Source organism: Paenibacillus sp. 01T442 (assembly GCF_056398345.1).
This window is the reverse complement of sequence record NZ_JBFTPF010000009.1, coordinates 23,130-39,125: the sequence shown is the minus strand read 5'-3', so window position 1 is coordinate 39,125 and position 15,996 is coordinate 23,130. Positions and strand designations below refer to the sequence as shown.

Annotated in this window: 12 protein-coding genes; 2 read left to right on the top strand and 10 right to left on the bottom strand. The window is 45.0% G+C overall.

Annotated features, from left to right (window positions below; genetic code table 11):
* Positions 1–2: 2 nt before the first annotated feature.
* The 3 genes from AC1DLM_RS10415 to AC1DLM_RS10405 form a co-directional block, all read right to left on the bottom strand.
* Positions 3–2,216 (bottom strand): GDYXXLXY domain-containing protein, encoded by a 2,214-nt coding sequence (locus AC1DLM_RS10415; protein ID WP_477569916.1) that lies wholly within the window; start codon positions 2,214–2,216, stop codon positions 3–5.
* 86 nt (positions 2,217–2,302) lie between these two features.
* Entirely contained in the window at positions 2,303–4,123 is a 1,821-nt protein-coding gene (locus AC1DLM_RS10410; protein ID WP_441986912.1) for an ABC transporter ATP-binding protein, read from the bottom strand.
* On the bottom strand, positions 4,107–5,861 hold the full coding sequence (locus AC1DLM_RS10405; protein ID WP_441986913.1) for an ABC transporter ATP-binding protein: 1,755 nt from the start codon (positions 5,859–5,861) through the stop codon (positions 4,107–4,109). The genes AC1DLM_RS10410 and AC1DLM_RS10405 overlap by 17 nt, the downstream gene beginning before the upstream one ends.
* Before the next feature lie 182 nt (positions 5,862–6,043).
* On the opposite strand from AC1DLM_RS10405, the gene AC1DLM_RS10400 reads away from it, so the two are divergent.
* Entirely contained in the window at positions 6,044–6,250 is a 207-nt protein-coding gene (locus AC1DLM_RS10400; protein WP_436237274.1) for a YrzA family protein, read from the top strand.
* 1 nt (position 6,251) lies between these two features.
* A complete protein-coding gene (locus AC1DLM_RS10395; RefSeq protein WP_441986914.1) occupies positions 6,252–7,160 on the top strand; it encodes a helix-turn-helix domain-containing protein in 909 nt (302 codons plus the stop codon).
* Positions 7,161–7,187: 27 nt separating this feature from the next.
* Here the strand turns inward: AC1DLM_RS10395 and AC1DLM_RS10390 are convergent, their stop codons facing one another.
* From AC1DLM_RS10390 to AC1DLM_RS10360, 7 genes are all read right to left on the bottom strand, one after another.
* Entirely contained in the window at positions 7,188–8,147 is a 960-nt protein-coding gene (locus AC1DLM_RS10390; protein ID WP_441986915.1) for an acetylxylan esterase, read from the bottom strand.
* 24 nt (positions 8,148–8,171) lie between these two features.
* The gene (locus AC1DLM_RS10385; RefSeq protein WP_441986916.1) at positions 8,172–9,818 is read right to left on the bottom strand and encodes a hypothetical protein; all 1,647 of its coding nucleotides are present in this window, start codon (positions 9,816–9,818) and stop codon (positions 8,172–8,174) included.
* A gap of 338 nt (positions 9,819–10,156) precedes the next feature.
* Positions 10,157–10,351 (bottom strand): hypothetical protein, encoded by a 195-nt coding sequence (locus AC1DLM_RS10380; protein WP_441986917.1) that lies wholly within the window; start codon positions 10,349–10,351, stop codon positions 10,157–10,159.
* A gap of 7 nt (positions 10,352–10,358) precedes the next feature.
* Positions 10,359–11,474, bottom strand: coding sequence for an alanine dehydrogenase (ald, locus tag AC1DLM_RS10375; RefSeq protein ID WP_477569915.1), 1,116 nt, complete (start codon positions 11,472–11,474; stop codon positions 10,359–10,361).
* A gap of 122 nt (positions 11,475–11,596) precedes the next feature.
* Complete coding sequence (locus AC1DLM_RS10370) at positions 11,597–13,252, bottom strand: PucR family transcriptional regulator (RefSeq protein ID WP_477569914.1); 1,656 nt, start codon at positions 13,250–13,252, stop codon at positions 11,597–11,599.
* A gap of 256 nt (positions 13,253–13,508) precedes the next feature.
* Positions 13,509–14,783, bottom strand: a complete 1,275-nt coding sequence (locus AC1DLM_RS10365) for a hypothetical protein (protein WP_441986920.1) — start codon at positions 14,781–14,783, stop codon at positions 13,509–13,511.
* A gap of 121 nt (positions 14,784–14,904) precedes the next feature.
* Entirely contained in the window at positions 14,905–15,993 is a 1,089-nt protein-coding gene (locus AC1DLM_RS10360) for a helix-turn-helix domain-containing protein (protein WP_477569913.1), read from the bottom strand.
* Positions 15,994–15,996: the final 3 nt, after the last annotated feature.

The following is a 15,996-nucleotide window of genomic DNA, read 5'->3' as shown; positions in this document are numbered from 1 at the left end:
ATTTATTTTTCTGTTAATCGTACTAAGATCGCATCCCCGTTAGCGGATACTTTCACTTCAGCAAACTTAGCATTCTGTTCATACGTTCTCCCGGTGCCTTCTGGGATAAAGAAATTCTCGATACCATATTTAATTCCTTCATACCCTTCTCGTTCACCATTCAAGCGGACTTCATCAGGGGCAAGTTGTTCGCCAACCTTATATTCCCGACGGAATTCATAAACATCAGATGTACTGCCAAGTGCAAGAACAACGCTAATTTTCCCTTTAGACTTCAGATCTTCCACGTGCTGATAGATCTCAGGCTCTGAAATCGTGTAGCGTAGACGAACGTAGTCCCCTTGAATCAAGGAACGCGGGTCCAATGGTTGCAGCTGCAACTTGATCAGCTTCCCATGACTGAGAAGATACTCGCTCTTGCCAATTTGCAAAGACATAGCCGCTACTTGAAGTAAGACTAATAAGGCGATGATCCAACGATTCGATCCAAGCCCAAGTTGTGGTTGCGTTGCATCGTCTGGTTCGAGTCCGTTCTTTTTCTCAATCCACACTGTGATTCCTATGATCAGAATACCGATAATCGCGAAGCTGATGGATTTATGCAAGAGCTTCCAAGCTAAATCGTAATATTTGTAGACGAGGAAAGCGATCCAGAACCCCATCGACCAATTAAATATCCATTTGATATGAAGCTGTCGACTTATCAGAATTGCCGCTAGAACGAGAACGAAGAACAGCACATTCGTAGTATAGTACCACGCTGACTCTGTCATAAAGGTTAAGGCAAACAATGCTAATAAGAAAGCTGGGAAGCTGCTATAAAGGACGGGCTCGCGGAATGTTGACAGTCGAATCACCTGACCACCAGCGAAAAGCACGAAGAGCAATCCCGCAAGAATACTAAGCACGGCAACGCCACTATGGATCCAATCAAATAAGACAAATGCCAAGATAATGATAGATGTTAGGAAGAAGAGAATCCGTGTCATCAATCCCTGTAAAAAAACAAAAGCCACAAGTGTTAAAGCTAAATAGATGAGCAGCATCAACGATTTGTCCGTAACAACTGCAGCACCAGTACCCAACATGAGTCCGCTGATTAAGATGGTAAAGCGAGCTAATATATTAAATCCTCGCGCCAATAGCATCCCAATCACAGCTAGAAAGCCATAGCCGATTAAAATATTAGCAGGCTCATCAAACCCTAACACGACAGTCACGAGCCCAATCAGCGTGAAACTTCCTAACAGTGAGCCAATGATAATGACAGAAATCGTAAGAACACGTACGATCCACTTCGTGAAGTCTCCGTCACCATTGGTTTCTGTCGTTTCTTCCGTATCAATACCCTCTTCTAACTTCTCAGAAGATGGCTTCCAAGCACGCACATAGTTCATAAACATCACATTCGCACCGATAAACACGATCACGAACAACAAGCTTAAGATAAAAAAGAGTTCATTATGGTACTCAATTATCAATTCAACGTACTTCGTTGTGATCGCGGCTGAAATCCAAAGCCCTGCGAACAGCAGATAAACTTTACTCTGTGTCCGATGTGCATACAGGACAGCTGCTGCCAGCGCGGCAATCAGTGGCAAGTTCATCCAAATCCCATAACTCTCGAACATATGGGATACGGACAAGATAACGAATATACAAATTGTCGCTTGAAAGGTCACCCATTTGAGGAATGGGGACTGTAAGCGACCTTTCTCAAATAAGACGAACAAGGTACCGTTCACGATCGCAAGCCCTAACCAGATAAGGATTGTAGCACCTTCGGATTCGGAATAACTGCCCCATTTTGGAAAGAAGAACAGTCCATAGGCTAAATGTCCAAGTATATAACTCAAGACATAATAGGGCTGCCATCGGGTTAAGATCGCAAATAGAAGGGCTGGTAGAAACCACACTAGAAACAAACTATAACTGTCTGCGTGTGAATTATAGGTTTGACCGATCAACCCAACCCCAACTCCGAAAGAAATACAGCTGGCAAACAAGCTTAACTTACTTAAAAACTCTCTTCCCACCTGGCGCGAAAGCCAAACGGATAATCCGTAAAACCCCAATATAAGGACAAATATAGGAATAAATTTCTCTAATCGGTTCAACTTCTCCCAGTTAGAAGCAAAGAAGTAACCAATAGCAGTTAAAAGAGCACTAGCCCCCAGTACATAACCAAGTTGGACCATGATTTTGTTGGCTTTCATGCTGTTCATCTCCTCTCTTACTATGCTTCTAATTCTACAGGAGAACACTGATTTGAGAAGTACTATCTATTCCTAGTACCTGATCATTAGCCTATGGATGAAATACGACCATCTGCTTCATTCTCTTGAGCATGACTTCCTTGTGAATGATGCACGAGTTGTTCATAAATGCCTTGCATGGCAAGCAACTCGGTGTGTGTGCCTTCTTCAACAATTTCCCCATGACTCATTACGATAATACGGTCGGCATGCATAATGGTTGATATCCGATGGGCAATCACGATGGATGTTCTTCCTTCAGCAACAATGTTCAAGGCCGTTTGAATAAGCTGCTCGGTTTGTGAATCCAAATTAGCCGTAGCTTCATCTAAAATAAGAACCTTGGGTTGAAATACGATGATGCGGGCAAAAGAAATCAATTGCCTTTCACCAGCCGACAACCCGCTGCCTCTTTCTGAAATTCGTGAATCATACCCGTCCTTCATCCTCGTGATGAGCGCATCTGCTCCGACCAATTTGCAAGCTTCAATGACCGTCTCACGTGAAATCGTGGGGTCGAACATCCTTACATTTTCAAAAATACTTCCGGCATATAAATAAGGTTCTTGTTGGACCAAACCAATCGTTCGATGGAGATCCGCCTGGGAGATGTCTCTAATATCAATGCCATCTAAACGTATGGCGCCTCCCTGCACATCATAAAAGCGGCAGAGCAGACTGATCAATGAGCTTTTGCCCGCACCAGTAGTACCTACAACCCCAATCATTTCGCCAGGTGCGATATGTAAGTCCAAATCTTCAATGACCGCGGTATCCTTCTGATACCCGAAATGCACATGATCGAACTGAATGTCACCTTGAACATTAACCAGCGGAACCAGTTCTGAAACCTCTTTATCCTTGACTTCCGGTTGCGCCGAGAAAATATTCCAAATCCGACTCATGGATACTTGTGTGGATTGTAGTGTATTCCATTGCTGTGTGATGTTATTAATAGGCTGAAAAAACTGTCTAATATACGTAATGAACGCGTAAAGCACACCAAACTCTATCGCTTTATCGAAGACGGCAATACCGCCCACCCAAGTAATAAAGGCTATGGATAAGTTCCCCAAAATGTCAAAAGAGCGGTTAAATAACACACTAGTTCGGATCTCTCTTAGATTCGCTCGGAAATAACCTGTGTTCTTATCCGTAAAGCGACTCATCTGCTCTTTCTCTTGATGGAACGCTTGAATAAGGTGCATACCCGATAAGTTTTCAGCTGTGAACGCTACCATCTGGGACAACTTGGAACGTGATAGCTGATACGTTTTGCGCATATATTGACGGAAACCTACCGCGATGAGAGCGATGATGGGAATGACGATCATACTATACAACGTTAGCATCGGATCCAAATGATACATGAGCACGATAATGAAAACCAACGTCATGCTATCACGCACAAGGCTTAGGAGCACTTGGGTGAAAAACTGGTTCAATGTTTCCGTATCACTAGACACATGCGTGATCAAGCTTCCACTCGGCGTTTTATCATAGTAGGACATCGACTGCCTGAAAATATGTTGAAATAAATCTTTGCGGATTTTGGCTACAATGCTTTGACCTGCGAATTGCAGCAAATTATTTTGTAAGTAACTGAAAAACATGCTAGAGATAGATAATACCCCGTACAGCAAGCAGATCTTAATCAGTGCATTGAAATCATTTTTCCCGATCATGAGATTGTCGTCGATTGCAATTTTGACCAAATATGGCTGAAATAGATCTGCCGCGATACCCAATAAGGCACATACGACAACAACAGCAAACGTGAGCTTGTGCGGTTTGGCGTAAACAGCTAACGAACGTAAGGAAGCTTTCGATTGACTGAGATCTTGTGGAAGTTTATTCCGCTTGAACATCGTCGTTACCTCCTTCTTGAATGGCATACAGCTCCGCGTATAAACCGTCTTGTGCTATCAGTTGATGATGGGTGCCCCGCTGAACTATTCTTCCTTCATGCAGCACGATGATTTCATCGGTGTGCTTAAGCGCAGAGATCCGATGTGCAATCCAGATCGTCGTCTTATTCGTTCGTTCTTTCCGAATCGCATCAATAATGTGCTTTTCCGTTACCGAATCTACAGCGCTTACGCTGTCATCTAGAATCATCAAAGGCGAATCTTTAATAATACCTCTTGCTAAGCTCGTTCGCTGACGCTGACCACCTGACAAGGTTACTCCTCGTTCACCTAACTTTGTCTCAAACTTTTCTGGAAATGTCACGATGCTGGACAATATTTGTGCTTTATTGGCAGCACGTTCCACTTGTTCTATGGAGGATTCCCTTTTGAAGAAGGCAATATTATCCCGAATCGATGTACTAAACAAAAAGCCCTCCTGTGGCACGTAAGCGATTTGATTCCGCAGACTTTCAAGTGTCACATCACGGATATCGCTATCTCCGATCCAGACTGTTCCTTCCGGCGGATCGTAGATTCGCAGCATGATTTTCATCAACGTAGACTTCCCGCTGCCCGTTTTACCAATGATACCGATCGATTTCCCTGGTTCAATGGTCAGTGAGATATCATGAAGCACTTCATCTTCATCATCCGGATAAGCAAATGACAGATGCTCAATCCGAATCTCTTCCTGATCTAGGTGCGTAGGCTGAGCAAGCTCATTCTGCTTAATGTCTGATTCCTTCGCTAGCAGCTCATTGACTCGTTCTAAGGAAGCTCGTGACCGCTGCAGCGCATTAATGACACGCCCAATTTGTTGTAAGGGATTCACCATCATCCGAATATACAACGTTAATTCAACGAAATGCCCAATCGTAATACGCCCATGAATCGTCAAATAGCCCCCGAAGGCAATCGCAATAATAAGCGATACCGCACCCAGAAACGGAATTAACGCTTCAAATAACGAGGAAAGTCGTACTAACCGAAGCTGATTGTCACGAATCCGATCAACCGTTTCGCTAAATCTGCTAATCATGATCGGTTCTACAGCGAATTTCTTAGCAACACGAATGCCTCCAAATTGCTCCTCGGCTGATTCTGTCATCGTTCCCAATGCTTCCTGAACTTGTAAGGAACGCTGCTTGATGACTGGCTGAAACTTAGCAGATAACACTGGAATGAGCAATAAGGGCACGATACAGATCAGAATGACATAGAGCGGAATGGAGCTAAACAACATCGAAACAATTGCGGCTGCTATTAAAATGACGGAGTTCGTAATCTGGTTGATTCCCAAAGAGATGGACTCTCGAATAACCGTCACATCATTCATCACATAACTCAGCAGCTTACCGACCCCATTTTGGGAATAGAACGTTGCTCCAAGCCGGGTAAAATGATCAAATAACCGATTTCTCGTTTCGAACTCAAATCGTCTTCCGCTCCGCATAATCATGTACTGTCCAATCGCGCACAATACACCAAACGTAACACCTATTATGAGTAGCTGCACGCTGTACTGCGCAATTAAACTTTTACTGAGTCCACCCTTCTGGAGCTGGTCCGTAAACATGCCTAGCAATTTGGGATAGTACGAGTGAACAATATTCCCTACCGAAATCAAGAGTGCGGCGATGACATACACCGGCCAATTCTTTAACAAGAAGTCAACCAATAACCGTGTAGGCTTCAAAACGACATCACTTCCTATTACAATTTTGACTCGCTTGTAAGTCTTTCTCCATGTATTAAAAACGTCCGTTCCATGCATTTCCCAGTATACGCCTATTCAGTTCCACTTCCTATATCAGATATTGACGTTATAATAAGAGAAGTCGTCATAAATTTACATAGACCTATAGGAGGCGCAGGATCATGGACTTTATTTTAGATCGTATCGAAAATAAAATTGAGTTTTTTCAGGCTTATGATTTAAAAACACTTGAAAAGAAAATCAATGATCAAATCGACAATAACAAGGCGCTGATGCTCGATGTATATGCCATCCAGCATAACATCGTATTCGACCCGAATGCAGGGAAAATGCTGTATAGCGCTGTTGTTCATTTCAAAGTGAAATAGCATGAAGATGAAGCGCAGCATTACGGAATCGGGAGGCCACTTATATTTCGTTCCCGAACTCCCACTCTACGTGAATCGAGTTCATGAATCCTTCGACATGCAGCAGCATACACATGATTTTATTGAAATCAGCTATGTGGCAGAAGGCAGAGGCTCGCATTATATGGACAGTGTTCGTATGAATGTTACGAAAGGCGACCTCTTCTTTTTGCCTGTTGGCATATCTCATGTATTTCGTCCCGCATCTACGAATCAGAATAAGCCGCTGATCGTGTATAATTGTATTTTTACACAGGCATGGATGGACCAATTACTCCAGCATGCGGCGGCAATGGGTGAGCAAGAAATTCCACATTTTTTTCAAAAAGCAACTGACGCTAGTGGCGGTGTAGAATTCCTTTCATTCCATGAACAAAATGGTGAGTTCCAACCATTGTTTGAGCAATTACATTTCGAGTTTAAAGCTCGAAGAGCCGGTTTTATTACAGTCATGCAAGCGTGTGTTGAGCAACTGTTCGTCTATATGCATCGTGCGAAGTTTGATCGGCATCCTCAAGTTCCTCCAACTAGCATGAATAGCATTGAAAACTTGCTGACATATATTCGAATGAATTGCAGCAATCCGATCACGCTTGTCGAGGCGGCTTCAAAGCTTTCCTTGAGTGAACGCCAGCTCCAACGACAATTGAAAAAGCTCACAAGTATGAGCTTCACAACGTATGTGCAGCATGCCCGGTTAGAAGCGTGTTGTCAGTATTTACGTGAGTCCTCCGATAAAATCAGCGATATTGCTGAACGTGTCGGATATCAAGATATGAAATTCTTCAATCAGCTTTTCAAAAAAATGATCGGTGTCACACCGAGGCAATATCGCCAGCAGCAAGCTGAGCGCAAAAAACCACTCACATGAATTGAATGAGAGTGGTTTTTTAATTTGTTAAAGATCCATCATGAATTGGAAAGTCAAATCGTTGAAGCCTGGAAGTCCTTCATGTCCGAAATCCGGGAAGATTTCTAGCTTTTTGTTTGCAGTGATTTTATTGTAAGCAGCAAATTGGGTAGACGGCGGGCATACAGTGTCCATGAGACCTACGGCCATCATCACATCACCTTGAATTCGATTAGCTAGGTTTTGAATATCAATGTAGCCTAATTTCGTGAAATATTCTTCTTCACGTTTGTGCTGTGGGTCATGACGACGGAAGAAATCCTTCAATTCTTGATAGGCATCCTTCGCCAAATCCATCTCCCATACACGCTTATAGTCACTTAAGAAAGGATAGACGGGTGCTAGTTTCTTAATACGCGGCTCAAGTGCTGCACAAGCAATCGTTAACGCACCGCCTTGCGAGCCTCCCATTGCGCCTACGCGTGCAGGATCCACTTCAGGCATACTCATTGCTATGCCAGCAAGCTGTGCGGTATCTAAGAATATATCACGGAACAGGAGCTGATCCGGGTGATCATCCAATCCACGAACGATGTGTCCTCGTAGAGTCGTCCCTTTGGTTCCGCCAACATCCTCCGAGAATCCACCTTGACCACGGCAATCCATGGAGAAGAAGGAATAGCCCAGCGCTGCGTAAGAAAGTTTATCGTTCCAATCACCTGAATTACCGGAGTAGCCATGGAACTGAACAATAGCTGGATGCGGTTCAGTCATGTTCTTCGGACGAATATATTTCGCGTAAATGCGAGCACCTTTAACACCTGTGAAATACAGATCAAAGCAGTCCGCATAAGGTACTTGAAATTCACTTGGTCGAAGCTCGATTTGGGGATCTACCGCCTTCATTTCAGCGATTGCACGCTCCCAGTACGTATCAAAATCTTCAGGTCTTGGATTTCGTCCTTCGTACGTGTGAAGCTTTTCTAATGGATAATCAACTGCAGGCATGTGTCCATCCTCATTTCTATGAATTTAAGCGATCGTATACGAAGTGAAATCGATGACTTCACCATCAATACGTGGACTGATTTCCTTCGTTGGATCGCCGCTTAACAACAATGTTTGATTGGACAGGGAAGTATATGTAATCGTGTTATTTTCACCGTATGTAGGTTGTTTGTCTTTCATCATTTCTGCAAAATGGTGAACATCGCGAATGCTAAGTAGCTCTGCATTGGATTGATCAAGGCATTCGACGACGACTGCATTCGTTCTACCACGACTAGTTACAAAACAACGATCCTCCAGAACTTCACGATGATACGGTTGCTGGATGTATACGGCCATTAAGGCGTTGCCTACCCGTCCAAAAAGTCCACTTGGTGACTCTACCCACTCACCTAGCGGCAAGCACCCTTTGATATAGCCAGGTTGGTCTTCTGGAATGGAATAAGAGGCCATAATTACTTGTTTATGAAAAAGCACTTCTGTGTATTCGCTTTGATGGCGCAAATCTCCTTCTGGCTGCTCCAAATCCGGATGGAAAAAATAAGCATGATTCACACCTTGTACGTGATCTAGCGGGAACGCAATGTCCCAGCGATGCTGTTCGTTGTCGAACTCGCGAATTCGTTCCCACATGCCGCCCATTGCAAAGCTTTCTGTGACGTATACATAACTGTGGAGATGATCATTCTCTTTTTGAGCTTGACCGATTTGTTTAGGAATTTGTCGTTTAATTTCGACGGGTACTGATGACCGATGCAAGGCAGTCTGAATAGTTTGTGCTGGCGCTTCATACGCAAGGAATCCCGCATATTCAGTTCTTGGCATGTGAGCCGGCAGCTTGAAGTCCCCGTATTGCACATAATCGTGCAGCACATTCGTATCCTTCGGCATGTCATGCGGCCATATCCGCGCGTGCGGGCCTATCCAAGCGCCACCCAAGTAGAACGTCGCGCGCTCGCTCCATAAATAGTCCAGCATGCGAGCTAATTCGCTTCGGATGTCTGTATCTTGGATCAACTGCCACGCACAGGTAAAAGCCTGCACCCAATGCCAGAACCATGGCAGTCCACCGTATTCGGTCATCCCATTGGCTGTGACACGTTTGAGTGTCAATTGCAGACTTTCGTAACCATCCTTGATTAAAGCAGCATCTTCATAACGTTGTCCGAAAATCAGCTTCGCAGCCGTATATTTGGCTTCGTGATGACCATAACTTGTTAGCGGTTTCCGATAAAAGTTGCTGTCGTAAATATGACGAAGCGTCTTATCAAATGCCACGCGGAGCGCTTCACTCAACTGCTCTTGATATCGCTGGGCAAAATAAACCATCAAGCTCCCCATGAGCTCAACTGGCAATGTATTCTTCGACGCCTCTTGAGGCGTTGGTCTTAAATTGAGTGGCCAGTGACCATAAGTGCTGCTAGCTGGATCTTGATCTTGTATCTCAAGTAGGTGAATGAAAACACCTTCAGCTTTATCCTTTGCCTCTTTGCGATCGCCTTCGAAGGTGATCGTGGGATCCACAGAAGCAGCGAATAGATAAGATGCGTAATAGAAATTGTCACGCACGTCCCCTTCAAAAAGAAAGCCATTGCTTAGAACTGGCTGTTTATAAGCTGCTTGCGCAATATTCGCAATAATTTCGTCTTGGCGTTGCTGTATCGTAGTCAATTGGTCATCTCCTATTGAGGAACATAGTCAAGTGAAGAACATTTTCGAAGTCCAAAACTTGTGTTGAAACGTTTCACTTCACCAATTTTATATGTTAATAAATGTAGCGTCAATGCGAATTTGAGAGATGTGGGATTGCTAGTGGGTTGGGTTACTTATGAAGCATCAGGGGACTCCCTGTCGACTCCTGACCTTGTGGAAACGGATTAACTGGAAATTGTACAGCTATTTCGATGAAATCTCCCCGAAAAATCGATTTAAATGTAAAGTATGTAGGTAAATATCCCACTTTTTTTCAATCCCGCCAACTCCACTGAAAATAACTACAGAAAATTCATCTATTTGATATTTAAACGGACTTCAGCAACTGGATAAAATCCATCTATCTGCGGTAAGAACATGGCTAGTGTAAGCATCCAGCCGTCTTGAACCTTAGGACAGCTAGTCGTTACTTTCATCATCAATTCCATTTTGAAATTAGAAATCGCCTGCCCATGAAAAAGAGCCTCCGCAATCCCGCGGAGGCCCTTCATCTTATTTCTATCGAATCAGCGAATAAATATCCGTGTACGCATAACCATGTGCCTCTGCTACGGCTTGATATGTGACATGACCTTGTGTCACATTAATCCCCTTGGCGATGGCTTTGTTATCGAGCGCTGCACGCGCGAAGCCTTTGCCCGCGATTTGTAGACCATAGCTGGTCGTCACATTCGTCAACGCCAATGTAGAGGTGCGCGCCACGGCTCCCGGCATATTGGCTACGGCATAATGGATGACTCCATGCTTCACATAGGTTGGCTGATCATGGGTTGTAATGCGGTCGATCGTCTCGATCGATCCGCCCTGATCAATGGCAACGTCGATGATGACACTGCCTGGACTCATCGTTTTCACCATCTCCTCGGTCACGAGCCGTGGTGCGCGAGCGCCAGGAATGAGCACCGCGCCAACTACAAGATCCGCACGGCGTACAACTTCAGCGATGTTGTAGGGATTGGACATGATTGTTTTCACACGGCCGTGAAATTGATCATCCAATTGACGAAGCCGGTCGGCATTCAAGTCAATGATCGTTACGTCAGCACCAAGGCCTATGGCCATTTTTGCAGCATTTGCGCCGACAATACCGCCTCCGATCACGGCTACTTTACCTGGCTCAACACCAGGGACACCGCCTAGCAAAATACCTTTGCCGCCATGAGCCTTCTCTAGAAAATGAGCACCGATCTGCACTGACATGCGTCCAGCCACTTCACTCATCGGTGTCAGGAGCGGCAAGCTCCCATTGTCAAGCTGGATCGTTTCATACGCGATGGCTGTTACATTTTGACTAACAAGGGCATGCGTTAATTCCGCTTCAGGAGCAAGATGCAGATACGTGTACAAAATCAATCCATCATGAAAATAGCCATATTCCTCAGGCAGTGGTTCTTTCACTTTGACGACCATCTCTGACGACCATACCTCCGCTGCGGTTGCAACAATCGTCGCTCCTGCCGCTTCATAATCTTCATCTGTGAACCCAATGCTGTGCCCTGCCAACGTTTCGACCCGTACTTCATGTCCTGCTTGTTTGTATGAAAGCACCGAGCTCGGTGTCATGCCAACGCGAAACTCATTATTTTTAATTTCTCTCGGAACGCCAATAATCATGCCCCATCAACCTCTCTTGAGGACCCCCTAATGAAAGGATCGCTCTCTACTTGTCTCCAAGTATAAGAGAGAATTTGCTACATGCCATTAGACATTTTGTCAAAAAACTACCGCTTTTCTTTTCACAATTTTTTCTCCGGATGAAGGAGCTGATAGGCTCTGATTCCCACTTGCAGTGCCAATCTTTTCTCGGGAAGCATATAATCAGCGCCCAGCAGCTCTTCAATTTTGTCCAATCGATAATAGAGAGATTGTCGTACGATAAAAAGCTGCTGCGCAGCAATTTGCTTCGATCCATCATGGTCGAGATACACTTTAAGCGTTCGCAGCAGCTCGCTGCCTTTTAGGCTATCGTGATCAATGATCGGACCGAGATAGGATCGGATGAATGACGCCAAAATGCCTTTGTCCGCGATATGAAATAACAGTTCAAATACGCCTAACTCATCATAAAACATGACGTTCTTCTGCTGCAGCGTAACTGTTAATGACAACGCTTGGAGTGCCTCCTGATAGCTGCGATGCGCGTTCAAGAAGCTTTGATTAGGTTGCCCAATGCCGATCTTCAACCGTGTCCCCGCGTGATCCTTCATCCCTTGAAGCGAGTCAAGCACATGCTGTAAGCGATCCTTCGCTGGTTTCTTAGGAGCTTTATCGAAGGCAAGGACAACAAGTCTGTTATGTTTTAACGTAATTAAGGGGTGAAATAGCTGCCCCTCAAAAATCGGTCTAGCCGCGAGTGACAAATGCAGACCCGCAGATTCGATCCCATCATCTTCTGCGGTCATACCGTCTTCTTGCTCCTGCTCAAATTCGATCAAAAGAACCTGATACGTTAGTGCATTTAGACGTTTAAATTCGGCACCGATCAGCTCCTTGATCTGCTCCTCCTCTTGAATGCGCATATGAAGCAGATCATCTACCCACAGTGTTTGCGAATACAATTTCCGCTCTTCCATGTACCGTTTCCGCAACAAATCCTGCGCAATAGACAGGGAGGCTGAATCTAGAATTAAATACTCGTATTCCTGTGGCTTGCGATCCAGCACGAGCAGGATGTGTGCCCAGGTTTTGCCCATAGCCCCAACAGGCTGAACAATAACGGATTGACCCTCTACGTCTTCAAAATACAACCCTGCTCCTGTTTCGTCATACCCGCTTTCTGTACTTCTGCTTGCTAGGAAAGCCAGCCATTGCGCTGACTCCCGTTTGCCAAGCGGCGGAGTGAATTTCGGCCCAGCATCGACTGGCACATAAATAACTTGACCCTTCGTGCTGCTCTGCAATAAAGCAAGTACATGCGTGACACCCTGGGAAGACAACGTCATGCGATGAAATTCACGTGATATTTTCTCCAAATCCTGAAGTGCTTTATGATGCTGATTAATAATATGGGCATGGATATCCTGTGTGATATCAATAAATCGAACCGCTTCCGGGAAAATAATGAGCGGGAAATCGTGAGCCTCGGCCGCATCCATCCATGCTTGGGGAACTGAACTTATATAGTGTCCCATCTCAATACAAAGACAGGTTACGTTTCTGTGGATTAGCTGCTCTAGATAGATCATGAACGATTTCGTATCGTTCTTAAATGCGGCACCCGTCGTTAAGATCATCTCGCCACCTTGCAGCAATTGTTCAAACTGAATCACCTCGATAATGTGAACCCAGCGTACCAATCGTCCTAAGCCCATTTTGCCAGCCGCGATATAAGCCTGTTGAAAGGATGGGCGTGCCAATACCTCTTCAACGGTTAATTGATAGTTTTGATGCATGTAAACTCACTTCTCTCTGCTCGTTCTCGATCTATGCTTCACCAAAAGTTATCCACAATATCTGAATCAGAGTATTTGTGGATACGATAAATGAATTACGTTCATAATGGATTCATTTTAAGTGTACACGAAAATCTAAAAAGATTCATATCCCTACGCCAATTTCGTCCGTCTACTTCCAACATGAAAACGCCGCCAGCTCTAAGAACAATGAGCTAGCGGCGTATGATCCATGCGTACAATCAACTTCACCTAATTACAATTCCTGCGAATGTCTGATCCGAAGTACATCTTCATTCGCTTGACAAACCAATTCCGCGAACTCTCCATAGGGCTCGTCAGCAAGATCCAGCAGCCCATAGTTCCCAATCAAACCTTGCGGATTCCCATAGTCGTACATGGCGAACCAATGTGTTCCCACAACAAAGGGCATGCGAGCCGCCTCTTCCACAAAGTTGCGATACATTTCTCCCCTGCGAGCCTGAGACCTGACAATAACATTGCGGGCACCGTTCGTATTGATCAGAAATCCAGCTTCCGCACCTGCACAAAAGCTAAACTCTGTGATCATCATCGGTAATCCGGTTCGCTCATGAATGTGACGCATCCACCGTTCAGGCAGGTTGAAACTATAAAAGTTCAACGTAATGACATCGGCATAGTCCTTCATCACATCAAAAACAACCTCTGGTGTGCTCGTTCCAACCATCCGGTCTCCTAGGTTAAGCCGGTTTGGATCATATCGCTTGAGCGCAGCCGATGTCGTTTGGTAATACACGTCTGCTATCTGACGAAGGAAAGCCATTTTATCCGCTTCCAGCGCTTGCGGATGATCCGCTCGGTAAACCGCAATATGCGCCAAATCTTCAAAGTCCGTATACTCTGCTCCCCATGTCTCATTCAAAACCTCAATCGAGCTGTGGTGTTTCCTCAACATTTCGATCCAAGCCATCTTGCCGTACCCTCTTGCCGGCTGTTCCAAATAGTCGTCAACTAAGCTCGTATCGTTAGCACCGTTGCCAGGGTCATTGTTGCCCCATTGGCCCCCGTGTCCCCACCAATGTATTTCATTATCGGTATAATACCCGATAACACCCGGATCGTTCAATAATGCTTCGCCACGCCCGCTCATAAAGCAATCCAGACAAGCGCGTTCCACAGAAGCATGGAATTTGGGATCGAATACATCAGGGAAACCTGTCCCCCAATCTGTATTCACCTTCGGAGCAAATCTAGACATGCGGATTTCAACCGTTTTCGGCGTACCGTTTCCCCAATAATAGGGTTCATGCCAAGCGCCTAATGTATTGAAGCCGAACTGCTCAACCTGGCTTAGCTTTTCCGTAGCCCATTTGGGAAACCATTCTCGATTTCCGCCATATTTGTGTACCAGATCTGTTTTCAACCAATGTGCCTGATCCACGATCTGATTATGTACACCATTTACACCAACGGAATAAAAGGGTTTGTTTTGTGGCGATATAAACGACCAATTTCCGTTAGATTGCTCTACTTTATAGAATTGACTCATGCTATTCCTCCTATGAACTAATCAATGAGATCGCTTTAATTTCATTGTAGGAGAATCGATTCCGCGTCACAATGAGGGCATGGCACGATATATATCGGAATAGTCGGAAAATGAATCTGACTTAGCGCTCCATTCGTTTTTTGAATTCGGCGGGAGTTAAGCCAAACTGTTCTTTAAATACCTGAGAAAAATGAACACTATTATCGTATCCTACATCGTGTGCAATCTCATAAATTCGCTTATCGGTCCCAAGAAGCAATTCTCTCGCTTTCCCCATTCGGATTTGAATCAAATAGTTCCAAACCGTCGTACCGGTTTCCTGTTTGAATAAATGGGCGAAATGATTCCTGCTAATTGCAACCCGATCCGCAATTTCCTGCAGATTCAGCTTATCCGCATAATGTTCGTTGATGAACGCTTTTACCTCTTCTATCGCCCTGCGGGAAGGTTGGTCCTTAACGGCTTGCGTGACTGCAAAAATCCGCTGTGCCCCTTCCTCCAGACGGCGAACAGCACACAACCGAAAATAGCTGCGCACTTTATCATGTAGAATCGTCTTCTCCCACAGGCCCAAATCCTTGCCCTCTTGAAGCTCGATCTTTACCTTTTCTTTCTTCAGCTCTTCCACAATCATTTCCAACCATGCCATGGAGAGTGGATTTAACAAATAGAATCGGTCCCCTGCTAGACTTTCCAACATATCCAATGTATCCACGACTAGGAGCGGAAGCGTCTCGAGTTGAACGGTCTGAATTTGCAGCACCCATCGTTGCAGCATGTCCTGATGATGAGGAATCGATCGCATGAACAGCATGGCGGCTTCTGCTCGCCGCTGCGAGGACACCTCACCAATTGCTCTGGCAAGTGCTCCATTCAACTGTTCCTGGTCCACAGGCTTGATAATATAATCGATGGCACCGAGCTGCATGCTCGTTTTGGCAAATTCAAATTCATCATAGCTGGAAACGACCACAGAAATCATCCACGGATATCTCTCGTTGACCTTCGCAATCAGATCCAGTCCGCCCATCAGCGGCATTTTGACATCCGTCACGCAGATATCCGCGTAATGTTCCTCCAGCCATTCCAGAGCCTTCACACCGTTGGCTGCCAAGCCAGAAACAACGGTTTCCTCGCTGAATTGCTCGATTTTACTAGTTAAACTCGACCGTATAAGGTGCTCGTCATCTGCGATAAGTACACGGAACATTTC

Coding starts and splice junctions, on each gene's coding strand:
- AC1DLM_RS10415 (WP_477569916.1), bottom strand. CDS start 2,216: ATGAAAGCCAACAAAATCATGGTCCAACTTGGTTATGTACTGGGGGCT.
- AC1DLM_RS10410 (WP_441986912.1), bottom strand. CDS start 4,123: ATGTTCAAGCGGAATAAACTTCCACAAGATCTCAGTCAATCGAAAGCT.
- AC1DLM_RS10400 (WP_436237274.1), top strand. CDS start 6,044: ATGGACTTTATTTTAGATCGTATCGAAAATAAAATTGAGTTTTTTCAG.
- AC1DLM_RS10395 (WP_441986914.1), top strand. CDS start 6,252: ATGAAGATGAAGCGCAGCATTACGGAATCGGGAGGCCACTTATATTTC.
- AC1DLM_RS10390 (WP_441986915.1), bottom strand. CDS start 8,147: ATGCCTGCAGTTGATTATCCATTAGAAAAGCTTCACACGTACGAAGGA.
- AC1DLM_RS10380 (WP_441986917.1), bottom strand. CDS start 10,351: ATGAAGGGCCTCCGCGGGATTGCGGAGGCTCTTTTTCATGGGCAGGCG.
- ald (WP_477569915.1), bottom strand. CDS start 11,474: ATGATTATTGGCGTTCCGAGAGAAATTAAAAATAATGAGTTTCGCGTT.
- AC1DLM_RS10370 (WP_477569914.1), bottom strand. CDS start 13,252: ATGCATCAAAACTATCAATTAACCGTTGAAGAGGTATTGGCACGCCCA.
- AC1DLM_RS10365 (WP_441986920.1), bottom strand. CDS start 14,783: ATGAGTCAATTCTATAAAGTAGAGCAATCTAACGGAAATTGGTCGTTT.
- AC1DLM_RS10360 (WP_477569913.1), bottom strand. CDS start 15,993: ATGTTCCGTGTACTTATCGCAGATGACGAGCACCTTATACGGTCGAGT.